Annotated in this window: 23 protein-coding genes and 1 pseudogene; 18 read left to right on the top strand and 6 right to left on the bottom strand. The window is 74.6% G+C overall.

Annotated features, from left to right (window positions below):
- The first annotated feature begins 31 nt into the window (after positions 1-31).
- The 5 genes from ACFUK0_RS00545 to ACFUK0_RS00525 are packed head-to-tail and all read left to right on the top strand — an operon-like array spanning position 32 to position 5,498.
- Entirely contained in the window at positions 32-1,240 is a 1,209-nt protein-coding gene (locus ACFUK0_RS00545; protein WP_380245771.1) for an amino acid permease, read from the top strand.
- Positions 1,237-2,595, top strand: a complete 1,359-nt coding sequence (locus ACFUK0_RS00540; RefSeq protein ID WP_380245770.1) for a glutamine synthetase family protein — start codon at positions 1,237-1,239, stop codon at positions 2,593-2,595. The genes ACFUK0_RS00545 and ACFUK0_RS00540 overlap by 4 nt, the downstream gene beginning before the upstream one ends.
- Positions 2,592-3,302 (top strand): gamma-glutamyl-gamma-aminobutyrate hydrolase family protein, encoded by a 711-nt coding sequence (locus tag ACFUK0_RS00535; protein WP_380245769.1) that lies wholly within the window; start codon positions 2,592-2,594, stop codon positions 3,300-3,302. The genes ACFUK0_RS00540 and ACFUK0_RS00535 overlap by 4 nt, the downstream gene beginning before the upstream one ends.
- A gap of 47 nt (positions 3,303-3,349) precedes the next feature.
- Complete coding sequence (locus tag ACFUK0_RS00530; protein ID WP_380245768.1) at positions 3,350-4,726, top strand: aldehyde dehydrogenase family protein; 1,377 nt, start codon at positions 3,350-3,352, stop codon at positions 4,724-4,726.
- A 4-nt stretch (positions 4,727-4,730) separates the two neighbouring features.
- Positions 4,731-5,498 (top strand): 3-oxoacyl-ACP reductase, encoded by a 768-nt coding sequence (locus ACFUK0_RS00525; RefSeq protein WP_380245767.1) that lies wholly within the window; start codon positions 4,731-4,733, stop codon positions 5,496-5,498.
- 199 nt (positions 5,499-5,697) lie between these two features.
- Here the strand turns inward: ACFUK0_RS00525 and ACFUK0_RS00520 are convergent, their stop codons facing one another.
- The 5 genes from ACFUK0_RS00520 to ACFUK0_RS00500 form a co-directional block, all read right to left on the bottom strand.
- Entirely contained in the window at positions 5,698-6,459 is a 762-nt protein-coding gene (locus tag ACFUK0_RS00520) for an SDR family NAD(P)-dependent oxidoreductase (protein WP_380245766.1), read from the bottom strand.
- Positions 6,437-7,840 carry an MFS transporter gene (locus ACFUK0_RS00515; RefSeq protein WP_380245765.1) on the bottom strand — a complete coding sequence of 468 codons (1,404 nt, stop codon included), beginning with the start codon at positions 7,838-7,840 and terminating at the stop codon, positions 6,437-6,439. Before ACFUK0_RS00515 ends, ACFUK0_RS00520 begins: the two co-directional genes overlap by 23 nt.
- Before the next feature lie 80 nt (positions 7,841-7,920).
- Entirely contained in the window at positions 7,921-8,502 is a 582-nt protein-coding gene (locus tag ACFUK0_RS00510) for a TetR/AcrR family transcriptional regulator (protein WP_380245764.1), read from the bottom strand.
- Positions 8,503-8,587: 85 nt separating this feature from the next.
- Positions 8,588-9,217, bottom strand: a complete 630-nt coding sequence (locus ACFUK0_RS00505; protein ID WP_380245763.1) for an alpha-ketoglutarate-dependent dioxygenase AlkB — start codon at positions 9,215-9,217, stop codon at positions 8,588-8,590.
- 27 nt (positions 9,218-9,244) lie between these two features.
- Positions 9,245-9,577 (bottom strand): hypothetical protein, encoded by a 333-nt coding sequence (locus tag ACFUK0_RS00500; protein ID WP_380245762.1) that lies wholly within the window; start codon positions 9,575-9,577, stop codon positions 9,245-9,247.
- 214 nt (positions 9,578-9,791) lie between these two features.
- On the opposite strand from ACFUK0_RS00500, the gene ACFUK0_RS00495 reads away from it, so the two are divergent.
- Positions 9,792-11,300: a glutamate synthase subunit beta gene (locus tag ACFUK0_RS00495; protein WP_380245761.1), complete on the top strand. Its 1,509-nt coding sequence runs from the start codon at positions 9,792-9,794 to the stop codon at positions 11,298-11,300.
- On the opposite strand, the gene ACFUK0_RS00490 is transcribed toward ACFUK0_RS00495, so the two are convergent.
- On the bottom strand, positions 11,297-12,073 hold the full coding sequence (locus ACFUK0_RS00490) for a Clp protease N-terminal domain-containing protein (RefSeq protein ID WP_380245760.1): 777 nt from the start codon (positions 12,071-12,073) through the stop codon (positions 11,297-11,299). The two genes, ACFUK0_RS00495 and ACFUK0_RS00490, sit on opposite strands and share 4 nt — an antisense overlap.
- 198 nt (positions 12,074-12,271) lie before the next feature.
- Between ACFUK0_RS00490 and ACFUK0_RS00485 the strand changes: the two genes are divergently transcribed.
- The 12 genes and pseudogenes from ACFUK0_RS00485 to ACFUK0_RS00430 all read left to right on the top strand — a co-directional run bounded on the left by ACFUK0_RS00485 (position 12,272) and on the right by ACFUK0_RS00430 (position 21,274).
- Complete coding sequence (locus ACFUK0_RS00485; RefSeq protein WP_380245759.1) at positions 12,272-13,264, top strand: AEC family transporter; 993 nt, start codon at positions 12,272-12,274, stop codon at positions 13,262-13,264.
- A 308-nt stretch (positions 13,265-13,572) separates the two neighbouring features.
- Positions 13,573-13,956: a hypothetical protein gene (locus tag ACFUK0_RS00480; RefSeq protein WP_380245758.1), complete on the top strand. Its 384-nt coding sequence runs from the start codon at positions 13,573-13,575 to the stop codon at positions 13,954-13,956.
- Entirely contained in the window at positions 13,953-14,138 is a 186-nt protein-coding gene (locus tag ACFUK0_RS00475) for a hypothetical protein (RefSeq protein ID WP_380245757.1), read from the top strand. Before ACFUK0_RS00480 ends, ACFUK0_RS00475 begins: the two co-directional genes overlap by 4 nt.
- Positions 14,135-15,106: a hypothetical protein gene (locus tag ACFUK0_RS00470; protein WP_380245756.1), complete on the top strand. Its 972-nt coding sequence runs from the start codon at positions 14,135-14,137 to the stop codon at positions 15,104-15,106. Before ACFUK0_RS00475 ends, ACFUK0_RS00470 begins: the two co-directional genes overlap by 4 nt.
- Positions 15,107-15,179: 73 nt before the next feature.
- Entirely contained in the window at positions 15,180-15,575 is a 396-nt protein-coding gene (locus tag ACFUK0_RS00465; protein WP_380245755.1) for a roadblock/LC7 domain-containing protein, read from the top strand.
- 114 nt (positions 15,576-15,689) lie between these two features.
- On the top strand, positions 15,690-16,064 hold the full coding sequence (locus ACFUK0_RS00460) for a hypothetical protein (RefSeq protein WP_380245754.1): 375 nt from the start codon (positions 15,690-15,692) through the stop codon (positions 16,062-16,064).
- Positions 16,065-16,303: 239 nt separating this feature from the next.
- On the top strand, positions 16,304-17,077 hold the full coding sequence (locus ACFUK0_RS00455; protein ID WP_380245753.1) for an anti-sigma factor antagonist: 774 nt from the start codon (positions 16,304-16,306) through the stop codon (positions 17,075-17,077).
- Positions 17,078-17,229: 152 nt separating this feature from the next.
- A complete protein-coding gene (locus ACFUK0_RS00450; protein WP_380245752.1) occupies positions 17,230-17,694 on the top strand; it encodes a hypothetical protein in 465 nt (154 codons plus the stop codon).
- Positions 17,675-18,385 (top strand): class F sortase, encoded by a 711-nt coding sequence (locus ACFUK0_RS00445; RefSeq protein ID WP_380245751.1) that lies wholly within the window; start codon positions 17,675-17,677, stop codon positions 18,383-18,385. The genes ACFUK0_RS00450 and ACFUK0_RS00445 overlap by 20 nt, the downstream gene beginning before the upstream one ends.
- A 132-nt stretch (positions 18,386-18,517) precedes the next feature.
- Entirely contained in the window at positions 18,518-19,360 is an 843-nt protein-coding gene (locus tag ACFUK0_RS00440) for a hypothetical protein (protein WP_380245750.1), read from the top strand.
- A 65-nt stretch (positions 19,361-19,425) separates the two neighbouring features.
- Positions 19,426-20,078 (top strand): annotated as a pseudogene (locus ACFUK0_RS00435) (winged helix-turn-helix domain-containing protein).
- Positions 20,075-21,274: a sensor histidine kinase gene (locus tag ACFUK0_RS00430; protein WP_380245748.1), complete on the top strand. Its 1,200-nt coding sequence runs from the start codon at positions 20,075-20,077 to the stop codon at positions 21,272-21,274. Before ACFUK0_RS00435 ends, ACFUK0_RS00430 begins: the two are co-directional and overlap by 4 nt.
- Positions 21,275-21,305: the final 31 nt, after the last annotated feature.

The following is a 21,305-nucleotide window of genomic DNA, read 5'->3' as shown; positions in this document are numbered from 1 at the left end:
TGGACACGGTAGTGGCATCGGAGGTCATAGCTTGGGTATTTGGAAAAACATCGGCTGGTTCAACTTCCTCGGACAGGTCGCGGTCACCGCCGGTGTCGACTACGGCGCCGCCACCTTCCTCAACGCCCTGCTGGAGATGCAGTTCGGCTTCGCGGCGACGCCGGCCCACACCGTCACCCTCTTCGGGGTGATCCTGCTCGTCCACGGCCTGCTCAACACCCGGGGCGTCCGGCTGGTCGCCCTCCTCAACAACGTCAGCGTCTGGTGGCACCTGGCCGGCGTCCTGGTCATCGTCGGCACCCTCGTCCTGGTGCCCGCGCGGCACGCCCCGGCCTCCTTCGTGCTGACGAAGTTCGTCAACAACACCGGCTTCCACAGCTCCTTCTACGTCGCCATGCTCGGCCTGCTGCTCGCCCAGTACACCCTGACCGGCTACGACGCCTCCGCCCACATGACCGAGGAGACCAGGGACGCCGCCCGCACCGGCCCGCGCGGCATCGTCAACTCGGTGCTCGTCTCGCTGGTCGCCGGCTGGGTGCTGCTGCTCGGCCTCACCTTCGCCATCCAGGACTACGACGGCGCGCTGACCAGCTCCACCGGCGTGCCACCCGCGCAGATCTTCATCGACGCGATCGGCGACACCGGCGCCGAACTGCTGCTGCTGATCGTGATCGGCGCCCAGTTCTTCTGCGGCATGGCCTCGGTCACCGCCAACTCCCGGATGATCTACGCGTTCTCGCGGGACGGCGCCCTGCCCGGCTCCCGCCTCTGGCACCGGATCGACCCGCGCACCCAGACCCCCGCCAACGCCGTCTGGCTCGCCACCGGGGGAGCCTTCCTGCTCGGCCTGCCGGCGCTCTGGAACAGCACCGCGTACGCCGCCGTCACCTCCGTCTCGGTGATCGGCCTCTATCTCGCGTACGTCATCCCGGTGTTCCTGCGGCTCCGCCAGGGCGACGCCTTCGAGCGCGGCCCCTGGCACCTGGGCCGCTGGAGCCGGCCCGTCGGCGCGGTGGCCGTCGGCTGGACGGCGCTGATCGCCGTGCTGTTCATGCTGCCGACCGTCAGCCCGGTCACCGCCCGCAGCTTCAACTACACCCCGGTGGCGGTGGCGGTCGTCCTCGGCTTCGCCGGCGGCTGGTGGCTGGTCTCGGCCAGGCACTGGTTCACCGGGCCGAAGGTGCAGGGGCCGCCGCCCGAGCGGCCCGTCGCCGCCGAAGCCGAACTGGAGATCCGATGAGCAGCCCGCGCCTGACCCCGGAGCAACTGCAGCTGAGCGTCGCCGACGGCTCCGTCGACACCGTCGTGCTCGCGATGACCGACATGCAGGGCCGCCTGCAGGGAAAACGGATCGCCGCCGACTTCTTCCTCTCCGACGTCCTGGCGAACGCCGCCGAGGGCTGCGGCTACCTGCTCGCCGTCGACATCGACATGAACACCGTCGACGGGTACGAGATCTCCTCCTGGGAGAGCGGCTACGGCGACCTGGTGCTCACCCCCGACCTCAGCACCCTGCGCACCGTGCCCTGGCACCCCGCCACCGTGATGGTCCAGTGCGACGTCACCCACCACGACGGCCGGCCGGTCAGCGTCTCGCCCCGGCAGATCCTGCGCCGCCAGCTGGAGCGGCTGGCCGCCCACGGCTGGAGCGCCCACGTGGGCACCGAACTGGAGTTCATCGTCTTCAGGGACAGCTACGAGGCGGCCTGGGACGCCGACTACCACCGGCTCACCCCCGTCAACCAGTACAACGTCGACTACTCGATCCTCGGCACCTCCCGGGTCGAGCCGCTGCTGCGCCGGCTGCGCAACGAGATGGCCGGCGCCGGCCTGGTCGTCGAGTCGGCGAAGGGCGAGTGCAACCGCGGCCAGCACGAGATCGCCTTCAAGTACGGCGAGGCGCTGCGGACGTGCGACGACCACGCGGTGTACAAGACCGGTGCCAAGGAGATCGCCGCGCAGGAGGGCGTCAGCCTCACCTTCATGGCCAAGTACGACGAGCGCGAGGGCAACTCCTGTCACATTCACCTCAGCCTGCGCGACGAGCGGGGCACACCGGTGATGGCGGGCGAGGGGGCGCACGGATTCTCCCCCGTGATGGAGCACTTCCTCGCCGGACAGCTCGGCTGCCTCGCCGAGTTCGCCCTGCTGCTGGCGCCGACGGTCAACTCCTACAAGCGGTACGTGCCCGGCAGTTTCGCGCCCACCGCGATCGCCTGGGGCCGCGACAACCGCACCTGTGCCCTGCGCGTGGTCGGCCACGGCGCCTCCCTCCGGTTCGAGAACCGGGTGCCCGGCGGGGACGTCAACCCCTACCTCGCGGTCGCCGCCCTGATCGCGGCCGGCCTGCACGGCATCGAACAGAACCTCACGCTGGAGGCGGAGTTCACCGGTAACGCCTACACCTCCGACGCACCCCGGGTGCCCGCCACGCTGCGCGACGCCGTCGAGGCCTTCGAGCAGAGCGAGGCCGCCGCGCTCGCCTTCGGCAAGGACGTCGTCCGGCACTACAGCCACGCCGGCCGGGTCGAACTCGCCGCCTACGAGGCGGCGGTGACCGACTGGGAACGCCGGCGCGGATTCGAGCGGCTGTGACGGCCCCGCCGCTGGTGGGCGTCACCAGCTACCTCGACGAGGCCGCCTGGGGCGTCTGGCGCCAGCCTGCCGCCCTCCTCCCGCAGACCTACGTGGACGCCGTCGCCCGGGCCGGCGGCACGCCCGTCCTGCTGCCGCCGCAGACCGGCGACACCGGGCGGCTGCTGGAGCGGCTCGACGCCCTGCTGCTCGCCGGCGGCCCCGACATCGACCCCGCCAGATACGCCGGCGCCCCGCACCCCCGGACGGGCGAACCCCACCGGGTGCGCGACGACTGGGAGTTCGCCCTGCTGCGCGGTGCCCTCGGCCGCGGGCTGCCGGTGCTCGGCGTCTGCCGGGGCATGCAGCTGCTGAACGTGGCGCTCGGCGGCAGCCTGATCCAGCACCTGCCCGACCGGACGGGCGACGACGGCCACCAGGCCGCGCCCGCGACCTTCAGCACCCAGGCGCTGGCGATCCGGCCCGCCACCCGGCTCGCCGGGATCCTCGGCCGCTCCGCCAAGGTGTCCTGCTACCACCACCAGGCCGTGGACCGGCTCGGCGCCGGACTGCTGGCGACGGCCTGGAGCGCGGACGAGACCGTGGAGGCCGTCGAACTGCCGGGCCACCGCTTCGCGTTGGGCGTCCAGTGGCATCCCGAGACCGATCCGTCCGATCCGCGCCTCTTCGAGGCCTTCGTCACCGCGGCGTCCGCCACCACCCCGTAGCCCGCCACCGTCCCAGCCCGCCACCACCCACCCAGGAGACAGCAACCGTGAGTTCGGACCAGGACCTCTTCGAGGTGGTCAACCCCGCCACCGAGGAGGTGATCAGGACGGTGGCGATGACCGGTCTCGCCGAGACCGACGCCGCCGTCGCCCGCGCCAAGGCCGCCTTCGAGAGCTGGCGCAGGGTCGCGCCCGCCGACCGGGCCCGGCTGCTGCGCGCCTTCGCCGCCGCGGTGGACGCCGACCGCGACCACCTCGCCGCACTCGAAGTCGCCAACGCGGGCCACACGGTGGGCAACGCCCGCTGGGAGGCGGGCAACGCCCGCGACGTGATCGAGTACTACGCCGCCGCGCCCGAACGCCTCTTCGGCCGGCAGATCCCGGTCGCCGGCGGCCTCGATGTCACGTTCCAGGAACCGCTGGGCGTGGTCGGCATCATCGTGCCCTGGAACTTCCCGATGCCGATCGCCGCCTGGGGCTTCGCCCCGGCCCTGGCGGCCGGCAACACCGTCCTCCTCAAGCCCGCCGAGCTCACCCCGCTCACCGCCCTGCGACTGGCCGAACTCGCCCTGCGGGCTGGCATTCCCGAGGGCGTCCTGCAAGTCCTGCCGGGCCGCGGCCCGGTGGTCGGGCAGCGCTTCGTCACCCACCCGGACGTCCGCAAGGTCGTCTTCACCGGCTCCACCCGGGTCGGCAAGGGCATCGCGGCCGGATGCGCCGGGCAGGTCAAGCCCGTCACCCTCGAACTGGGCGGCAAGAGCGCCAACATCGTCTTCGCCGACGCCGACCTCGCGAAGGCCGCCGCCACCGCGCCGTACGCCGTCTTCGACAACGCCGGACAGGACTGCTGCGCCCGCTCCCGGATCCTCGTCCAGGCAGGGGTGTTCGACGAGTTCATGGCCCTGCTGGAGGCGGCCGTGCGGGGCGTGCGGGTGGGCGACCCGACCGACGAGAAGACCGAGATGGGCCCGCTGATCTCGGCCGCCCACCGGGCCCGGGTCGCCTCCTACCTCACCGAGGACGTGCCGGTCGCCTTCACCGGCAGCGCGCCGGACGGGCCGGGCTTCTGGTTCCCGCCGACCGTCCTGTCGCCCGTCGCCCACGACGCCCGGGCGTTCACCGAGGAGATCTTCGGGCCGGTGGTCGCCGTCGTGCCGTTCCGCGACGAGCAGGACGCGCTGCGGATCGCAAACAGCACCGACTACGGCCTCTCCGGCTCCATCTGGACCCGCGACGTGGGCCGCGCCCTGCGCGTGGCACGCGGCGTGGAGGCGGGCAACCTGTCCGTCAACTCGCACTCCTCGGTGCGGTATTCGACGCCGTTCGGCGGCTACAAGCAGTCCGGCCTGGGCCGCGAGCTCGGGCCGGACGCGCTGGCCGCCTTCACCGAGACCAAGAACGTCTTCATCTCCACGGAGGAGTAGCAGCATGACAGAGCGACTCGACGGCCGGGTGGCCGTCATCACCGGCGCGGGCAGCGGCATCGGCCTCGCCACCGCCCGCCGCTTCGCCGCCGAGGGCGCGCGGGTGGTCTGCGTGGACCTGGACAAGACGTCCGGCGAGGCGGCCGCGGCCGAGGTCGGCGGCCTGTTCATCCGGGCCGACGTCGCCGACGAGGACGCGGTGCGCGCGATGTACGAGACCACCGTCGCCGAGTACGGGCGGCTCGACATCGCCTTCAACAACGCGGGCATCTCGCCGCCGGAGGACGACTCGATCCTCACCACCACCCTGGAGGCCTGGAAGCGCGTCCAGGACGTCAACCTGACCAGCGTCTACCTCTGCTGCAAGTACGCCATTCCGCACATGCAGCGGCAGGGCAAGGGGTCGATCATCAACACCGCCTCCTTCGTCGCGGTGATGGGCGCGGCGACCTCGCAGATCTCCTACAGCGCCTCCAAGGGCGGGGTGCTGGCGATGTCGCGCGAGCTGGGCGTGCAGTTCGCCCGGGAGGGCATCCGGGTCAACGCGCTCTGCCCGGGGCCGGTGAACACCCCGCTGCTCCAGGAGCTGTTCGCGAAGGACCCGGAGCGGGCCGCCCGCCGGCTCGTGCACATCCCGCTCGGCCGGTTCGCCGAGCCGGCCGAGATCGCCGCCGCCGTCGCGTTCCTGGCCAGCGACGACTCCTCGTTCATGACCGCCAACACGTTCCTGGTCGACGGCGGGATCTCCGGCGCCTACGTCACACCGCAGTAGCACCGGCTCCCCGCAGGCCTCGCGGCGCGTCCGTTCCCGGCGCGCCGCGAGGCTTTGCTGCGCAGCACGCGCCGGGAGGACGCCCTGCTCGGCGGGTGCGACGCCCGGCCCGATCCGTCCGGCGGTTACCTGGCCGCGGGTGGAGCGCACCCGCGTCGGCGGCCGGCCGCGCCCCGGTCAGGCCGGGACCCGGCCGTGGTCAGGCCGAGGCGCCGCCGTCGATCACCAGGTCGGCGCCGACCACCGAGCCGGCCGCCGGGGAGGCCAGGTAGAGCACGGCGGCGGCGACCTCGTCGGTCGAGGCCACCCGGCCGAGCGGTGACTGCTCCCGCATCCGCAGCGCGCGCCCGGCCTCGCTCTCGCCGGGCAGCAGCGACATCGAGGTGTCCGAGGCGCCGGGGCTGACGGCGTTGATCCGGATTCCGTCCCCGGTGTGGTCCAGGGCCGCGCTGCGGGTCAGCGAGCTGACCGCCGCCTTGGAGGCGGCGTAGCCCGCCAGGCCCGGGCGGCGCTGGTGGGCGCCGAGGTTGGAGGCGATGTTCACGATCGCGCCGCCGCCGTGCGCGCGCATGTGGGCGATCTCGGCCTGCATGCAGAGCAGGACGCCGGTCACGTTGGTGTCGAGCAGGGTGCGCCAGTCCTCCTCGGCGAGGTCGGCCAGCGGCTGTCCGGCGCGCAGTACACCGGCGTTGTTGACGGCGATGTCGAGGCCGCCGAACCGCTCGACGGCCTGCCGCACCAGCTCCCGGACGTCGGCGGACCGGCTGACGTCGGCGGTGAACGCCACCGCCGTGCCGCCCTCCTTCTCGATCAGGGCGACGGTCCCGGCCAGCGTCGCCGCGCTGCGGCCGGCGACCGCCACCCGGGCGCCCCCGGCGGCGAAGGCCAGGGCGACGGCGCGGCCGATCCCCGAGCCGGCGCCGGTGACGAGCGCGGTGCTACCGTCGAATCGACTGGTCATGGTGGTGACTCTCCTCTGGTGAAGGATGTTCGGGCACTTCGGTGTTCGGGCGGAGCAGGGTGGCGACGGCGGTGGCGGCCAGCGCCGCGCCCGTCAGCGCCAGTGAGGCGGCGTCGCTGCCGAAGCTCAGCAGGACGGCCAGGACGACGGTGGGGCCCAGCTCCATGGCGGTGTTCATCACGCCGCCGGCCAGACCGGCCCGGCGCTGCGGCACGCCTTCGACGGCCAGCAGGACGGCGCCCGCGAACGAGGCGGCGGCGCCGGCCGGCAGCAGGACGAGCCCGGGGAGCAGCCCGACGGGGTAGGGGAGTGCGGTGTTGAGGCCGGTCGCGGCCAGCAGGGCGAGCCCGGCCGCCGCGCCGGCGAGTCCGCCGGTGGTGACGGTGCGGGCGCCGAACCGGCCGATCAGCGGGCCGGCGGCGCGCCCGGCGGCGATCAGGGTGACGGCGAACGGCAGGAACGCGCCCGAGGTCTCCAGGGGTGTCCAGCCGCGTGCCTGCTGGAGGTGCAGCGAGAGCAGGACGAAGGTGATCGCGGTGGCGGCGGCGGTCAGGCCGATCGCGGTCAGCGCGATCGCGCGGCGCGGCCGGAGCAGGAAGCGCGGCGGCAGGAGTGGGTCCCGGGTGTGCAGTTCGGTGAGCAGGAAGGCGCCGAGCACGGCGGCGGCGGTGAGCAGTGGGAGGCCGACGGCGGCGGAGGTCCACGGGTGGGCGTCGGTGAGGACGAGGCCGTAGCCGGCCAGGGTGATGCCCGTGGTGGCGAGTGCCGCGCCCGGCAGGTCGAGGGCGGCCCGGCGTCCGGCGGGCCGGCCCGGATCGGCGGGCAGCAGCCGGGGTGCGAGCAGCAGGGCGCCGGTGGCGACCAGCAGGGGTGCGGCGAAGGTCCAGCGCCAGGAGGCGAGGCCGGTGGCGACGCCGGACAGCAGGTTGCCCGCCGTCGCGCCCAGTACCGAGAGGCCGCCCCAGGTGGCCACCGCCCTGCCGTATTCGGCGGGTTGCGGGAACAGCGTGCGCAGCACGGCCATCGCGGCGGGCGCGACGAGGGCGGCGCCGGCGCCCTGGGCGTACCGGGCGGCGAGCAGGGCGGGGTATCCGGGCGCGAGCGGCGCGGCGAGCGAGGCCGCGGCGAAGAGCAGCAGCCCGGCCGTGAGGACGCGCCGCCCGCCGTAGCGGTCGGCCAGCCGGCCGCCGAACAGCAGCAGTCCGGCGAAGGCGAGCCCGTACGCGGCGTTGAGCAGGATGAGGCCGGCCCGGTCGAGGCCGTACTCGCGGCCGATGTCCGGCAGCGGGACGGCGATGGCGGTGAGGGTGAGGATCAGGCAGGTCTGGACGGTGCCGAGCAGGGCGAAGCCCGGGCTGCTGGTGCGGTTGCCGGTCGGCATGTCTCCCCCATATTTGACCGATCGATCCATTATTAAGCCAGGCGAAAACCCGCACCCGGCGGTGCGGATCGGAGGGCGGATCAGTCCAGCAGGGCCAGCGCCTGCTCCACCGCGTCCCGCACCCTGGCCGGGTCGGCGGTCGCCTTGCCGACCACCCGTACGCCCTGCATCAGGACGACCAGCAGGCGGGCCAGCGCCCGTGGCTCCCGCCCGGCCGGCAGCTCGCCCTGGGCCCCGGCCCGGACGAGGGCCGAGTGCAGCAGCGTCTCCAGGTGGTCCCAGCTGGCCTCGACCCGGCGGGCCGCGTCCCGGTCGTGGGCGGCGAGTTCGGCGGCCGTGTTGGTGACGAAACACCCCCTGGTCCGCCGGTCGGAGCCGGCTTCGGCGGCGAATCTCCGCAGCAGCGCCCGGATGGCGGGCAGGGTCGGGCCGGGCTGGGACAGCTCGTCGAGCAGCCCGGGGTCGACCAGTTCCCCGTACCGGTCGAGCGCCTTGAGGTACAGCTCGTGCTTGCTGCCGAAGGTGGCATAGATGCTGGCCCGCCCGATGCCGAGGTGCCCGACGAGGTCGCTCATCGAGGTCGCTTCGTAACCGCGCTCCCAGAACAGCTCAAGGGCTGCCCGCAGGGCGGCGTCCGGGTCGAATTCCTTTGTCCTGGCCACGGTGGAACCTTAGCCCTGCCTGGAACGCTCGGTCAAGAAATGGCGACGCCCGCCACCGCTCGTGGGGTCCGTGGCCGGAGCCTGCTCAGGCCACGCCGCGCGGGCGGAACTGGATGCTGATCCGGGGCCCGGCCGGTCGCAGGGTCTTCGGGACGGCATGCTCCCAGGTGCGCTGGCAGGAGCCGCCCATCACGAGCAGGTCGCCGTGGCCGAGCAGCCGGCGGACGGTCGCACCGCCGCCGTGCAGCGGGCGCAGCAGCAGTGCGCGGGGCTCGCCGACGGACAGGATCGCCACCATGGTGTCCTCCCGGTCGCCCCGGCCGATCCGGTCACCGTGCCAGGCCACGCTGTCCCGCCCGTCGCGGTAGTAGCAGAGCCCGGCCGTGACGAACGGCTCGCCGAGTTCGGCCGCGTAGTGCGCCCCGAGCGCCTCGCGGGCCTCGGTCAGGACGGGATGGGGCAGCGGCCGGTGCTCGCGGTAGTGGGCGAGCAGGCGCGGTACGGACACCACCCGCTCGTACATCTGCCGTTGCTCGGCCTGCCACGGCACGTCGGTGACCAGTCGTTCGAACAGGTCGTCGGCGCCGGTCAGCCAGCCCGGCAGGGCGTCGATCCAGGCGCCGTGGCCGAGCACGGTGCGCCGGACGGGCGTGAGCGGGCGCAGGCCGATCTCGTCGGCCTCGTCGAGGAGGGAGCCCTGAAGATGGATCGCCATGGAACTCAGCCTACGCCCTAAATCGAACTAGTGCTCGATTGTGCGAGGCGGATCGGCCTGCCCGATGTTCGCCGTCCGGATCCACCGGGTCACGGCGTCCAGCACGGGCTGGTCGAGCTTGGCGAGCCGGCGCATGGCGTCCACGTCGCCGACCGCGAGCGGGACCTGGGCCTCGGCCAGGGTGTAGGTCAGCTGCGCCCAGCGGTCGGCGTTCGCGATCACGTGCAGGGTGTCGCCCGCGCCGAGCACGAGCGTCTCGTCGCCCGGGCCCGCGGGCAGGCGCGCGCCCAGGGGCGGCGGGGGCGGCCAGGCGTCGTGCCGCTCGGGCGGGGGGCGGTGGTCTCCGGGGCTGCTGCTCACGACCGTCCCAACGCCGCTCCGCCCGCCCGGGGCACGCCGTCGGCGCAGGATTCACCCGCCTGCGCCGGCACTCCGGGCGCGGCGGCGCAGAAGCGGGGTCCGGTGACGTTCCAGGTCTCCATAAATCGGGCATACCGGGCATGCGGAAGCGGCCCGGGGCAGCGCGCCCCGAAGGCGCCCGCCCGGCGGCGGATCCGGCAGAGGGAGGTCTGCGATGCCCGACCCGAAGGGGTTCCTCACCACCGGGCGGCTGACCCGCGACCGGCGCCCGGTCGCCGAGCGGGCCGGGGACTGGAAAGAGGTCTACGAGGAACACGCGCTGCTGCCCGTCGTCTCCCTCCAGGCCGGCCGCTGCATGGACTGCGGGCTCCCGTTCTGCCACTCCGCCTGCCCGCTGGGAAACCTGATACCCGAGTGGAACGACCTCGCCTTCCACGAGGACTGGTCGGCCGCCACCGAGCGGCTGCACGCCACCAACAACTTCCCCGAGTTCACCGGCCGGCTCTGCCCGGCGCCCTGCGAGAGCTCCTGCGTGCTGGCCATCAACGCCGACCCGGTCGCCATCAAGGAGGTGGAGGTCGCCATCGCCGACCGCGCCTGGTCACGCGGCGAGGTCACCCCGCAGCCGGTGCCGCGGCCCACCGGCCGCACCGTCGCCGTCGTCGGCTCCGGCCCGGCGGGCCTGGCCGGGGCCCAGCAGCTCACCCGGGCCGGCCACGCCGTGACGGTCTACGAGCGGGCCGACCGGGTGGGCGGGCTGCTCCGCTACGGCATCCCCGACTTCCGGATGGCCAAGCGCTACCTGGACCGCCGGATCGCGCAGATGCGGGCCGAGGGCACCCGGTTCGTCACCGGCGCGGCGGTCGGCACCACCGTGGACGCCGCCGACCTGCGGGAGCGGCACGACGCCCTGGTGCTCGCCGTCGGTGCCACCGCCTGGCGCGAGCTGCCGGTGCCCGGCCGCGAACTCGACGGCATCCACCAGGCGATGGAGTACCTGCCGATCGCCAACCGGGTCTGCGCGGGCGATCTCGACGCGCCGACCGTCAGTGCCGAGGGCAGGGACGTCGTCATCGTCGGCGGCGGCGACACGGCGGCCGACTGCCTGGGCACCGCCGTCCGCCAGCACGCCCGCCGGGTCACCCAGTTCGACATCCACCCGCAGCCGCCGGAGGCCCGGCCGGCCGACCAGCCCTGGCCGATCCACCCGAAGGTGCACCGGATCACCGCCTCGCACGAGGAGGCCGGGCAGTTGTACGGGGGGTGGGGGAGCGCCGCCCCGGAGCCGGCCGCAGCAGGGTCCGGTCCGGACGTCCGGACGTACTCGGCCCGGACGGTCCGCTTCGAGGGGGACGGCCGCGGCCGCGTCCGCCGGGTCGCCTTCCGCACCCCGGGCAGCCCTCCCGGGGGCGAGGCCGAACAGTCGGTCCCCGCCCAACTGGTGCTGCTGGCCCTCGGGTTCAGCGGCCCCGAACCGGCCGGCCCACTGCTCGGGCAGCTCCGTCTGGCGCTGGCGCCCGACGGCACCCTGGCCCGCGACGCCGACTTCGCCACCGGCCAGGACGGCGTCTTCGTGGCGGGTGACGCGGGCCGCGGCCAGTCGCTGATCGTCTGGGCGATCGCCGAGGGCCGGTCGGCGGCCGCGGCGGTCGACCGCTACCTCAGCGGCTCGACCGCCCTGCCCGCCCCGATCCGCGCGACCCACCGGCCGCTCGTCCTCTAGGACTCGCCGCCACCTGGGTTCTCCGCCTGGGGCTCGCCGCCACCGGGGTTCTCCGCCTCGGCGGCGAGACCGGCGAGGATCGCCGCCTCGGCACCCGTCTTGTCCACGCCGAGCCCGCTGAGCAGGCCGGTGCCGCCTTCGAGCTCCAGCAGCGCGAGCAGGATGTGCTCCGTCCCGACCTGCTCTTGGCCGAGCCGCAGCGCCTCGCGGAAGGTGAGCTCCAGCGCCTTGCGCGCCTGCGCGTCGAACGGGACGAGCGCGGGTGCCTCGGCGGCGGCCGGCGGCAGCGCGGCGGTGACGACCCGGCGGACGGTCGCGAGCGTCACGCCCTGGGCGGTGAGCGCCCGCGCGGCGAGCGCGTCCGGTTCGGCCAGCAGGCCGAGCGCGAGGTGCCCGGGGCAGATCTCGTCGTTGCCGGCCGCGACCGCCTCGTTCTGCGAGGCCATCACGACGTTCCGGGCCTGCTCGGTGAACCGGCCGAAGCCCTGGGAGGGGTCGAGGCCGGACGGTTCGCCGGAGGCCTTGGGCACGAAGCGCTTCTGGGCGGCCTGCTTGCTGACACCCATGCTCCGGCCGATGTCCGTCCAGGACGCGCCCGAACGGCGGGCCTGGTCGACGAAGTGCCCGATCAGGTGGTCGGCCACCTCCCCGAGGTGGTCCGCGGCGATGACCGCGTCGGAGAGCTGGTCGAGCGCGTCGGTGTGAACCTTCTTGATGGCCTCGATCAGGTCGTCGAGGCGCACCGGGTTCGTCATGCGGACTGGATTCGTCATGCGACAACCATAGGTTGACGATTCCATCAACGTCAACCATCGGTTGACGTCATCGGTCATTCCCCGGGGCGGCGGGGAGCACCCGGAGGACGTCTGCGAGGCTGAGGCCGTGAACGAGGGGGCGCGGATACCGGGGGAGCGATGGCCGTGCGCTGCCCGCGCCCGCCCGCGCCGGCCCGCCCCGGGGCGCTGAGGACGATGCCCGCTCTCGCGTCGCTGCTCTCCGCCTTCGTCCCGATCTGGGCGCTCACCGCCGTCGGTTACCTGGCCGCCCGCACCGGCCTGCTGGGCGAGCAGGCCGAGGACGTCCTCGGCCTGCTCGTCTTCCGGCTGGCCATGCCCGCGGCCCTGTTCGGCCTGACCGCCAGGACGCCGTTGGGCGCCTTCGCGGACGCGTCCCTGCTCGCCTTCGCGGCCGGGACGGTGCTGGCCATGCTGCTCGGCCTCGCCGTCAGCCGGTGGGCCTTCGGCCGCCGGCCGGCCGAGCAGGCCATCGGGGCGATGGCCGCCGGCTACGTCAACGCGGCCAACCTAGGCATCCCGGTGGCGGTGCAGGTGCTCGGTGACGCCACCTTCATCGCGCCGGTGCTGCTCTTCCAGGTCCTGCTGGTCACCCCCGTCGTCCTCACCGTCCTGGAGGGGGGTGAGGCCGGCGGGCGCCCGGGGCGGGCCGCCGGCACCCGGGCGGGCCGGCTGCTGCTGCTCCCCCTGCGCAGCCCCGTCATCCTCGGCGCCGGGCTGGGCAGCCTGGTCTCCGCCACCGGCCTGCCGCTGCCGCAGGCCGTCCGGCACTCCTGCGAGCTGCTCGGCGGCGCGGGCGTGCCGACCGCGCTCCTGGTGCTCGGCATGTCGCTGCACGTGCGGCCCGCCGGTGCCGGGGCCGGTGTCGATGTGGGCGGCGGTGCCGGTGCGGGCCGGCCGGTGGAGATCGGGGCGTCCGTGGTGATCAAGACGCTGGTGCAGCCGCTGGCCGCGTTCGCCGTGGGCGTTCTCGCCCTGCACCTGACCGACCGCCAACTCCTCGCGGTCGTGGTCTGCTCGGCGCTTCCCACGGCGCAGAACGTGTTCATCTACGCCCGCCAGTACGAGTTGAGTACCGTCCTCGCCCGCAAGTCCGTGCTGTACTCCACGCTGCTGTCGATGCTCACCCTGTCGGCCGTCGGCTGGGCCCTGGGCACCGTGCCGCACTGACGGTGGATCCGAACGTCCCGGAAACCTCCGAACACGCGGCTGAATCAGCCAACCTCCCCGACAGTGGTGAGAGGTGACGGAGCGTCGGGCGCGGCCGGTGTTCCTGCACCGTTCGGCGGGCACCGGGGCCTGCGGCCCGCTCTTCGATGGCTGGAAACGATCGCTCGAAAATCGAATATGCCAATGGAATGTTCGTCATATGGAAACCCTGAGTAGCCTTCCGTGTCGGAACAGCGACCCGACACGGCCGTCCAGGTTGCGCCTGCCCCCGTGCGCCCTGCGGCCGAAAACCCTCAGAAGGAGCCCGTGTGCCGGGTATCGACGAATGCCTGTCCCAGGCGATGACGATCACCGGTGCGCGCGGTGCGAGCCTGATCGACTGGGGCAGCGGTCTCGCCCTCGGCAGTGCGGGGGCGAGTCCGACCGGCGACCACGAGGCCGTGGCAGCCGAAGCAACTGATCTGCTGCGTGCGGCAGCTGACAGTACGACATTCGCGGACGAGGTGGACAGCCGGGCCCCGCTGCAGGACATCATCGTGACCGGCGGCCGCAGTTACCACCTCTTCTGCTTCGTCGGGACGGTCTTCGACAGCCGGCTCGCCCTGCACCTCTGGCTGGATCGGGCCGACGGCAACCTGGCCGGTGCCCGCTACCGGCTGCAGGCGCTCGCGGAGGAGCTGGTCCTGGGATGAGCACCGCCGACGCACACCGCGAGCCGCGCCACCGGCAGTACCTTTCGGCCACCCCGTCCTCGTCCACCCCGCCCGCCGCCACCCCGCCCTCGTCTTCTGCCACCCCGCCCGCCGCCCGCGCGGCCGGGCCCGCCCGCGCGGCCGGGCCCGCCCGTGCGGCCGGCCACCGGAGGCCGGCGTGAGCAGGCAGCCCACCCGTTACTGGCAGCCCCCCGGTGAGACGGTCGAGCGGCTCGCCGAGCGGGGTGCCACCGGCGCCCTGCACGGCGAGGCCGGGACGGTGCATCTCGTGGACGGCTGGGTCGTCCACGTGGAGAGCGACCGGTCCCCGGGGATCGCCGGCCTCCTGACGGTCTGCGGGCGGGTCTCGCCGGAGGCCTGGCAGGAGACCGTCCGGACGGCCGGCCCCGACTGCCGGGTCGGCCGGGCACTCGTCGAGCAGGGCAGGCTGACCCGCGGTGAGCTGGAGATCTGTCATCTCGCGGCGCTCCACGACGCCGCGTTCTTCGTCCTGTCCACCCGCCCGGCGATGTCCTGGTTCGAGCCAGGTGCCCGGCACTGGCTGGGCCCCGTGCGCCCGGTCAGCGCGCGCGTGCTGCGCCGCGAGACGCTCCGGCGCAGGGCCGCGCTGGAGCGGATCTGGCCCTGGCCGCAGCTCGACACCGCCCCGGTCGTGCCCTGCCGCCCGCGCCCGGTGACCCGGCCGGGCGGCGTACGGGCGGCCGGTCCGCGTCAGCGGCAGCTGCTCGACCACGCCGACGGCCTGCGGACCCCGGCTGACCTGGCCCGGCTGCTCGGCCGCTGCGCCTTCGCGACGACGGCCGACGTCCGCCGGCTCGCCGCCGCGGGGCTGGTCGCGACCCCGGCGGCCGGCCGGCCCGCCGTCTCCGCGCCGGGTGGCGCCGGGGCGGCGCCGGGCCGCCACGCCGACGTGGACTCCGACACGGTGGAGCTGACCCTGGCGGGCCTGGAGCGCCGGACCCCGGGCGCGGCGCTGGCCGCCGCGCCGGGCGTGGCCGCCGCCCGCCGCCGGGGAGAGCCGGTACCGGCCCGCCGGCCCTCGCACGCAGCGGCGCACCCGCTGTCCGTCCCCGACCCGGACATCGCCCTGCTGACCCGGGTCCGAATCGCCCTGGAGGCCCGACTGTGATCCTCGCTCCGCCCGCCACCCGCCACCCGTGTCCATGAGGCGGGCGCTCAAGCAGCGCGCCGGAAGGAGACAGTTGATCGCCCTGGAGACCGACCTGCTGGCCGAACTCCGCGCCCTGAAACACCGGGTGCCGCACCTGGCGGGCGGTCTGGTGGCCAGCGTGGACGGGCTGCTGATCGCCCACGACACGCACGGCACCGAACCGACCGGCCTGGCCGCGCTCACCGCGGCGGCGCTCGGCCTGGCCCAGCGCCTGGCCGACACCACCGGGCAGGGCGACTTCCGGGAGTCACTCGTCCGCGGCGAGCACGGCTACGTGGCCACCTACGCGGCGGGCGCCGCCTGCGTGCTCACCGTGCTCGCCCACCCGGACGCGAACGTCGGCCGCCTGCACCTGGAGGCGCGGCGCTCCGCGGCGCGCATCGGGGCGCTCATCGACGACTCCGTCGGCCCCAAGGAAGTGGGGTGACGCTCCGGCCACCGGCCCGACCGGGCGCAAGCCCCCCGTGCTGGAGCGGCTCGTCCGACCAGCAGTCCCAGCAAGACCTATGACAGACAGACACCCGGAATCGGAGACAGAACAATGACCGACGTGGACGGCGCTCTCAAGCAGGCGATGACCTCGATCGAGGGAGCCATCGGGGCAGCCCTGGTGGACTACAACAGCGGTATGGCGCTAGGCGTCCTGGACGGCGCGGGCGGTCTGGACCTGAACATCGCCGCGGCCGGCAACACCGACGTCGTCCGCGCCAAGATGCGGACGATGGACATGCTCGGCCTCCAGGACGGCATCGAGGACATCCTCATCACGCTCAGCAGCCAGTACCACCTGATCCGGCCGCTCACCGGGCGCACCGGCAAGGGCCTCTTCCTCTACCTCGCGCTCGACCGGGGCCGCGCGAACCTCGCGATGGCCCGCCACCAGCTCACCCGGATCGAGGCCGACATGGAGGTCTGACGGCCGGGCAGCGGCCGGCGCCGCAGGGCGGGGACGGCGGCGGGCCCGCCGTCCCCGCCTTCGCTCCTTCGGGTGAACAGCGCGGTGCGGATGCCCCGGGCAGGGGCATCGATCGGACACGATGTCTTGCGTCCGCCGGATCCCGGCCCGCTGGCGAGAGGACGTAACGCCGTGCCTTTCACGGTCACCCGCTGCGGCCCGCCGGCCGCGGGCGCCGCGCACGTCGGTGGGGTCTCCCGGTGCGGCTGACCATCGGCCGGGACGCACCGGACTTCACGGCGGCCGAGCGGGCCGTCTCCGAGCTGCTGGACACCCTGCCGTTCGGCCGCGACGCCCGCCACCAGGTCGTCGTCGCGATGCTGGAGGCGCTCTCCAACGCGGTGCGGCACGGGCGCGTACCCGGCGCCGAGCAGGGCCCGGTGACGCTGGAGGCACAGGTCGCGGCCGACCGGCTCGTCCTCACGGTGGCGGACGACGGCCCGGGGTTCGACCCGGGAGCGTGCCCGGATCCGCGCGCCCCCGACCGCCTGCTGCTGCCCGGCGGCCGGGGCGTCTTCCTGATGCGCAGGCTGATGGACAGCGTCGACTTCGCCTTCCCGCCGGGCGGGGGCACCCGCGTCACGCTCGGCAAGGACCTCCCCGTGGCCCGTGGCGGGCCGTCCGGGGAAGAAGGGGCCATGACCGTCTCGACCCGGCAGAACGGCGCGGCCACCGTCCTCGATCTCGACGGCCGGATCACCGTCGGGGCGGGTGACGCGCAGCTGCGGTCCGCGCTCAGGGACGCGATCGAGGCGGGCGCCACCAGGATCGTGCTCAACCTGGCGAAGGTCACCGCGATCGACTCCTCGGGCGTCGGCGAACTGGTGAACTCCTCCACCACGGCGACCGGCCGGGGCGCGGAGCTCAGGCTGGCCAACGTGCCGTCCAAGGTGACGGACGCCCTGGTGATCACTCGGCTCATCACGGTGTTCGACGTCCACGACACCGAGGACGCGGCCGTCGCCTCCTTCTGACCTCCGGTCACGGCCCGCTCCCGGCGGCTGTTACAGAGCCGCCCGGAGGCTGTTACACGGCCGGCGGCGGTCCGTGCGGAGGGCTTCCTAGCGTGAGCGGTGTCAGCTTCCGGCCAGCGGGGCCGGGAGCGGCCACCCGTGGAGGTTCTCCCATGTCGACCCACCTGATCCGGCCCGCGACGGCCCGTCAGCTCGTGCGGCTCGCTCTCGTCTCGGCCGGTGTCGCGGCAGTGCTGGCCGCCTCCGGCTCCGCCGCCTTCGCGGACGGCACCGCCCCCACTGCGACGCCCGCCCCGGCCGCAGGATCGGGCGCCGCCCCGAGCGCGTCCCCGTCCTCGCCCGCCGCCCCGAGCGTCGTGCCGGCTCCGGCCGCGCCGCCGGCCGCGACGCGAACCGCGACTCCGACCGCGACGCCCAGCGCGGCCCCCAGCCGCGGGCCCGTCGCGAGCCCGGCCGCGCCGCAGGTCGCCGCCGTCCCCCGGGGCGGGGCCCAGACCGGTGAGGCGCAGACCGACCGGTCGGCCGTCACGCTGGTGGCCGGCTCCGGCCTGGCCGTCGCGGGCGTGGCGGGCATCGGCTTCGCCGTCGTACGGCGCCGTGCCGGCGCACAGGGCTGACCGGACCCGTCGCAGCCGGCGCCCCTCGTGGGCGCCGGCCGCGGCGGCCGGCAGTCTCTCCCTCGCCCTGGCGGCCCTCGTCCTCCTCCCGGCGCCGGAGCACGCCCCGGTCCGGATCGAGTACGCCGGCCGGGCCCCCGAACCGGCCACCGCCCCCACCGGGCCTGGCATCCCCGGGACGGCCGCGCCCGCACCCACACCCGTGCCGACGGCGCCCACCCCGGATCCCGCCGCCGCGGCGTCACCGCCCGTGCGTCTGCTGATCCCCGGGATCGGAGTGGACGCTCCGGTCGAGGGCGGCGGCCTGAACCCCGACGGCACCGTCGAGGTGCCGCCGGCCGACCGCCCCGGGCAGGTCGACTGGTACCGCGAGGGCCCCGCGCCCGGCCAGACCGGCCCGGCCGTCATCCTCGGCCACCTGGACACCCGCAAGGGCCCGGCGGTCTTCCACCGCCTCCCGCAGCTGCGGCCGGGCGACCGGATCGACATCCGCCGCCAGGACGGCAGCACCGTCACCTTCCGGGTGCGGGAGCTGCGGCAGGCCCCGAAGAGCGGATTCCCCACCCAGGCGGTCTACGGCAACACCGACACCCCGCAACTGCGGCTCGTCACCTGCGGGGGGAAGGTGGCCGCGGACGGCCACTACACCGACAACATCATCGTCCTCGCCGACCTGGCACCGACCGGCTGACACCGGAGACCCGCAGCTCAGCACATGCAACCGGGGTGCCTCGCGGTGCGTGATGGACAGGGGCGAGGACGATCCGTCCGCTCCGCCGCGTGCACCCGCCGCACACTCCCGAACCCGAAGGATGCCCACCACGTGAGGACATGGCTCAGCCGCACGGCGGCGGGACGGGGTGTGCTCCTCGCCGTCCTGGCCGTCGCGGTCACCACCGGCTGCACCTCCGCCGGCGGGCTCCACGACGCCGGGCGGACCCGCGCCGTCACCAGCCCCCCGAGTCCCCCGAGCCCCCGGCTGCTCTGGCAGGCCGCGGACGTGCCGCAGGCGCCGTCCGGTACGCCGACCCCCCAGTCGGCGCCCGTCCCGGTGCCGGGAGTCGTCGCGGACGGCGACGACATCAGGGCGGTCGACGTGCCGGCCCTGCTGGGCGCGGACCCGGCGCTGCAGAGCGACGAGCGGGCCGCCCTGGCCGGCTGCACCGGCTGCCAGGTCCGCCCCGCGCAGTACCGGGACCTCACCGGGGACGGGCGGGACGAACTCCTCACGGCGGTGCTGACCCCGGAGCGGAGGGCGTTCCTGCACGTGTACACCCTGCACGAGCGTCAGCTCCTGCCGGTGCTGGCCCTCCAGGCCCTGCCGGGCTTCAGCGCCGACACCGTCGGGGCGGACCTGCTGGTGCACGAGCCGACCAGTGAGGCGACCGAGACGAACAGCACGTACCACTGGAACGGCCTCCGGATGGCGTTCGAGAGCCGGCAGATCCGGGCGACCGGGCCGGCCGCCGACGTACCCGGCTGCGTGCCCACCCCGGTGGCGTCCGAACCGGCCCATCCGTCCGCCGCGCCGAGGACGGCCCGGCCCGGCGCGGGATCCGGCGCCGGAGACGCCCCCGCGCCCAGCGTGGTCCCGGGCGCCGCTCCGGCCGCTCCCGCCGTCCCTTCGGCCGCCGTCCCGCGCTCCACCCCGACGGGGCGCCCGTGAGCACCCCCGGTGTGCCGCGGATCCTGCTGGTCGAGGACGACGAGGTGATCCGCGAGGCCACCCGGATGGCGCTGGAGCGGTACGGCTTCCCCGTCGACACGGCCGCCGACGGGCTGGAGGGCCTGGAGCGGTTCCGGGCCGATCCGCCCGACCTGCTGCTGCTCGACGTGATGCTGCCGCTGCTCGACGGGGTCGGCCTGTGCCGCCGGATCCGCGAGGAGAGCCTGCTGCCGATCCTGATGATGTCGGCCCGGACGGAGCCGATCGACGTGATCTCCGGTCTGGAGGCCGGGGCCGACGACTACATCGTCAAGCCGTTCGAGACGGCGGTGCTGGTGGCCCGGATCCGTACCGTGCTCCGCCGGGCCGGCATCGGCGCCCAGCCGCTCGCGGCGCCGCCGGCCGCTCCCGCCGCCCCGGCCCCCGCACACACCCTGCGGGAGATCGACGGGCTGGAGGTGGACACCGGGGCGATGGAGGTCCGGGTGGCCGGCCGGTCCCGCTCACCCCGACGGAGCTGCGGCTGCTGCTGGAGTTCACCGCGGCACCCGGTGTGGTGCTGGAACGCCAGACCCTGCTGGAACGCGTCTGGGACTACTCCTGGGGCGCCGACACCCGGGTGGTGGACGTCCACGTGCAGCGGCTGCGCGCCAAGATCGGTGCGGAGCGGATCGAGACCATCCGGGGTTTCGGCTACAAGCTGCGGCGGCTGCGGTGAACCTGCGCCGGCAGATCGCCGTCACGGTGGCCGTGGTGTCCTTCCTGGTCGCCCTGACGCTCGGCCTGCTGGTCCATCAGGCCTCGGTGCGCCAGCACACCGAGCAGGCCCGCCGCTCCGCCACGGCCGCGCTCGACCCGCTGCTCACCGACTACCAGCACACCGGCGAGGTGGCCGACGACCCGGCGCTGCCCGCCACCCTGCGCGACCTGGCCGCGCAGGGCCACCAGGGCTCGATGCTCGGCCCGGGGCCGAACGGGACGGCGATGTGGGCGGCGGCCGGCAGCGACGGCAAGGTGTTCTCCGTCCGGGTCGAGTACCGGGAGGACGAACGCGCGGTCGCCGACCTGGACCGGACGATCCTGCTCTCCGCCGCGCTCGCCGTCGTGGTCACCGTCCTGGCCGGGGTGTTCGCCGCCGACCGGATCAGCAGCCGGCTGCGGACGGCCGCCCGCACCGCGCGCAGCATCGCGCACGGCGACCTCACCGCGCGGATCGGCCCGCTCGGCGGCCCGCGCGACGAGGTGGCCGAACTCGCCGCCGCCGTCGACTCCATGTCGGGTGTGCTGCGCAGCCGGCTGGCCGGCGAGCAGCGCTTCACCGCCGATGTGGCGCACGAACTGCGCACCCCGCTGACCGGCCTGCTGACCGCCGCCGAACTGCTGCCGCCGGGCCGTCCGACCGAACTGGTGCGGGACCGCGTGCGGTTCCTGTGCGGGCTCACCGAGGATCTGCTGGAGGTCTCCCGGCTCGACGCCCGGGCCGAGAGCGCCGACCTCGCCGTCGTCCGGCTCGGGCCGCTGGTGACCGCGATGGTGGGGTCCGCCGACCCGGCCGTGCGGGTACGGGTCGAGTCCGGCGCCGCGGTCACCACCGACCCGCGCCGGCTCGACCGGATCGTCTCCAACCTGCTCGCCAACGCACTGCGGCACGGCGCGGCCCCGGTCGAGGTACGGGTGGCGGGCGCGACGCTCACCATTCGCGACCACGGCCCGGGCTACCCCGACGACGTCCTGCGGGACGGGCCGCAGCGGTTCCGCACCGGTGCGCGTGAGCGGGGGCACGGGCACGGGCTGGGGCTCACCATCGCGCAGGGGCACGCCGAGGCCATCGGTGTCGAGCTGATCCTGCGCAACGATCCGGCCGGCGGTGCCGTCGCCGAGCTGCGGCTGCCCACGGGGGAGACCCGTCCCTGAACGGCCCCCGGCGCGGCCCCCGGACCGGATC

Origin of the sequence: Kitasatospora sp. NPDC057223 (assembly GCF_042669755.1) — a bacterium.
Classification (GTDB): domain Bacteria; phylum Actinomycetota; class Actinomycetes; order Streptomycetales; family Streptomycetaceae; genus Kitasatospora.
The sequence above is the reverse complement of the archived record's forward strand: the minus strand, read 5'-3'. Positions and strand labels throughout refer to the sequence as shown.

Excerpts from the sequence above, each read along its gene's own strand:
- ACFUK0_RS00540 (WP_380245770.1), top strand. The coding sequence starts at position 1,237 with ATGAGCAGCCCGCGCCTGACCCCGGAGCAACTGCAGCTGAGCGTCGCC.
- ACFUK0_RS00525 (WP_380245767.1), top strand. The coding sequence starts at position 4,731 with ATGACAGAGCGACTCGACGGCCGGGTGGCCGTCATCACCGGCGCGGGC.
- ACFUK0_RS00520 (WP_380245766.1), bottom strand. The coding sequence starts at position 6,459 with ATGACCAGTCGATTCGACGGTAGCACCGCGCTCGTCACCGGCGCCGGC.
- ACFUK0_RS00515 (WP_380245765.1), bottom strand. The coding sequence starts at position 7,840 with ATGCCGACCGGCAACCGCACCAGCAGCCCGGGCTTCGCCCTGCTCGGC.
- ACFUK0_RS00505 (WP_380245763.1), bottom strand. The coding sequence starts at position 9,217 with ATGGCGATCCATCTTCAGGGCTCCCTCCTCGACGAGGCCGACGAGATC.
- ACFUK0_RS00495 (WP_380245761.1), top strand. The coding sequence starts at position 9,792 with ATGCCCGACCCGAAGGGGTTCCTCACCACCGGGCGGCTGACCCGCGAC.
- ACFUK0_RS00490 (WP_380245760.1), bottom strand. The coding sequence starts at position 12,073 with ATGACGAATCCAGTCCGCATGACGAACCCGGTGCGCCTCGACGACCTG.
- ACFUK0_RS00485 (WP_380245759.1), top strand. The coding sequence starts at position 12,272 with ATGCCCGCTCTCGCGTCGCTGCTCTCCGCCTTCGTCCCGATCTGGGCG.
- ACFUK0_RS00475 (WP_380245757.1), top strand. The coding sequence starts at position 13,953 with ATGAGCACCGCCGACGCACACCGCGAGCCGCGCCACCGGCAGTACCTT.
- ACFUK0_RS00460 (WP_380245754.1), top strand. The coding sequence starts at position 15,690 with ATGACCGACGTGGACGGCGCTCTCAAGCAGGCGATGACCTCGATCGAG.
- ACFUK0_RS00450 (WP_380245752.1), top strand. The coding sequence starts at position 17,230 with ATGTCGACCCACCTGATCCGGCCCGCGACGGCCCGTCAGCTCGTGCGG.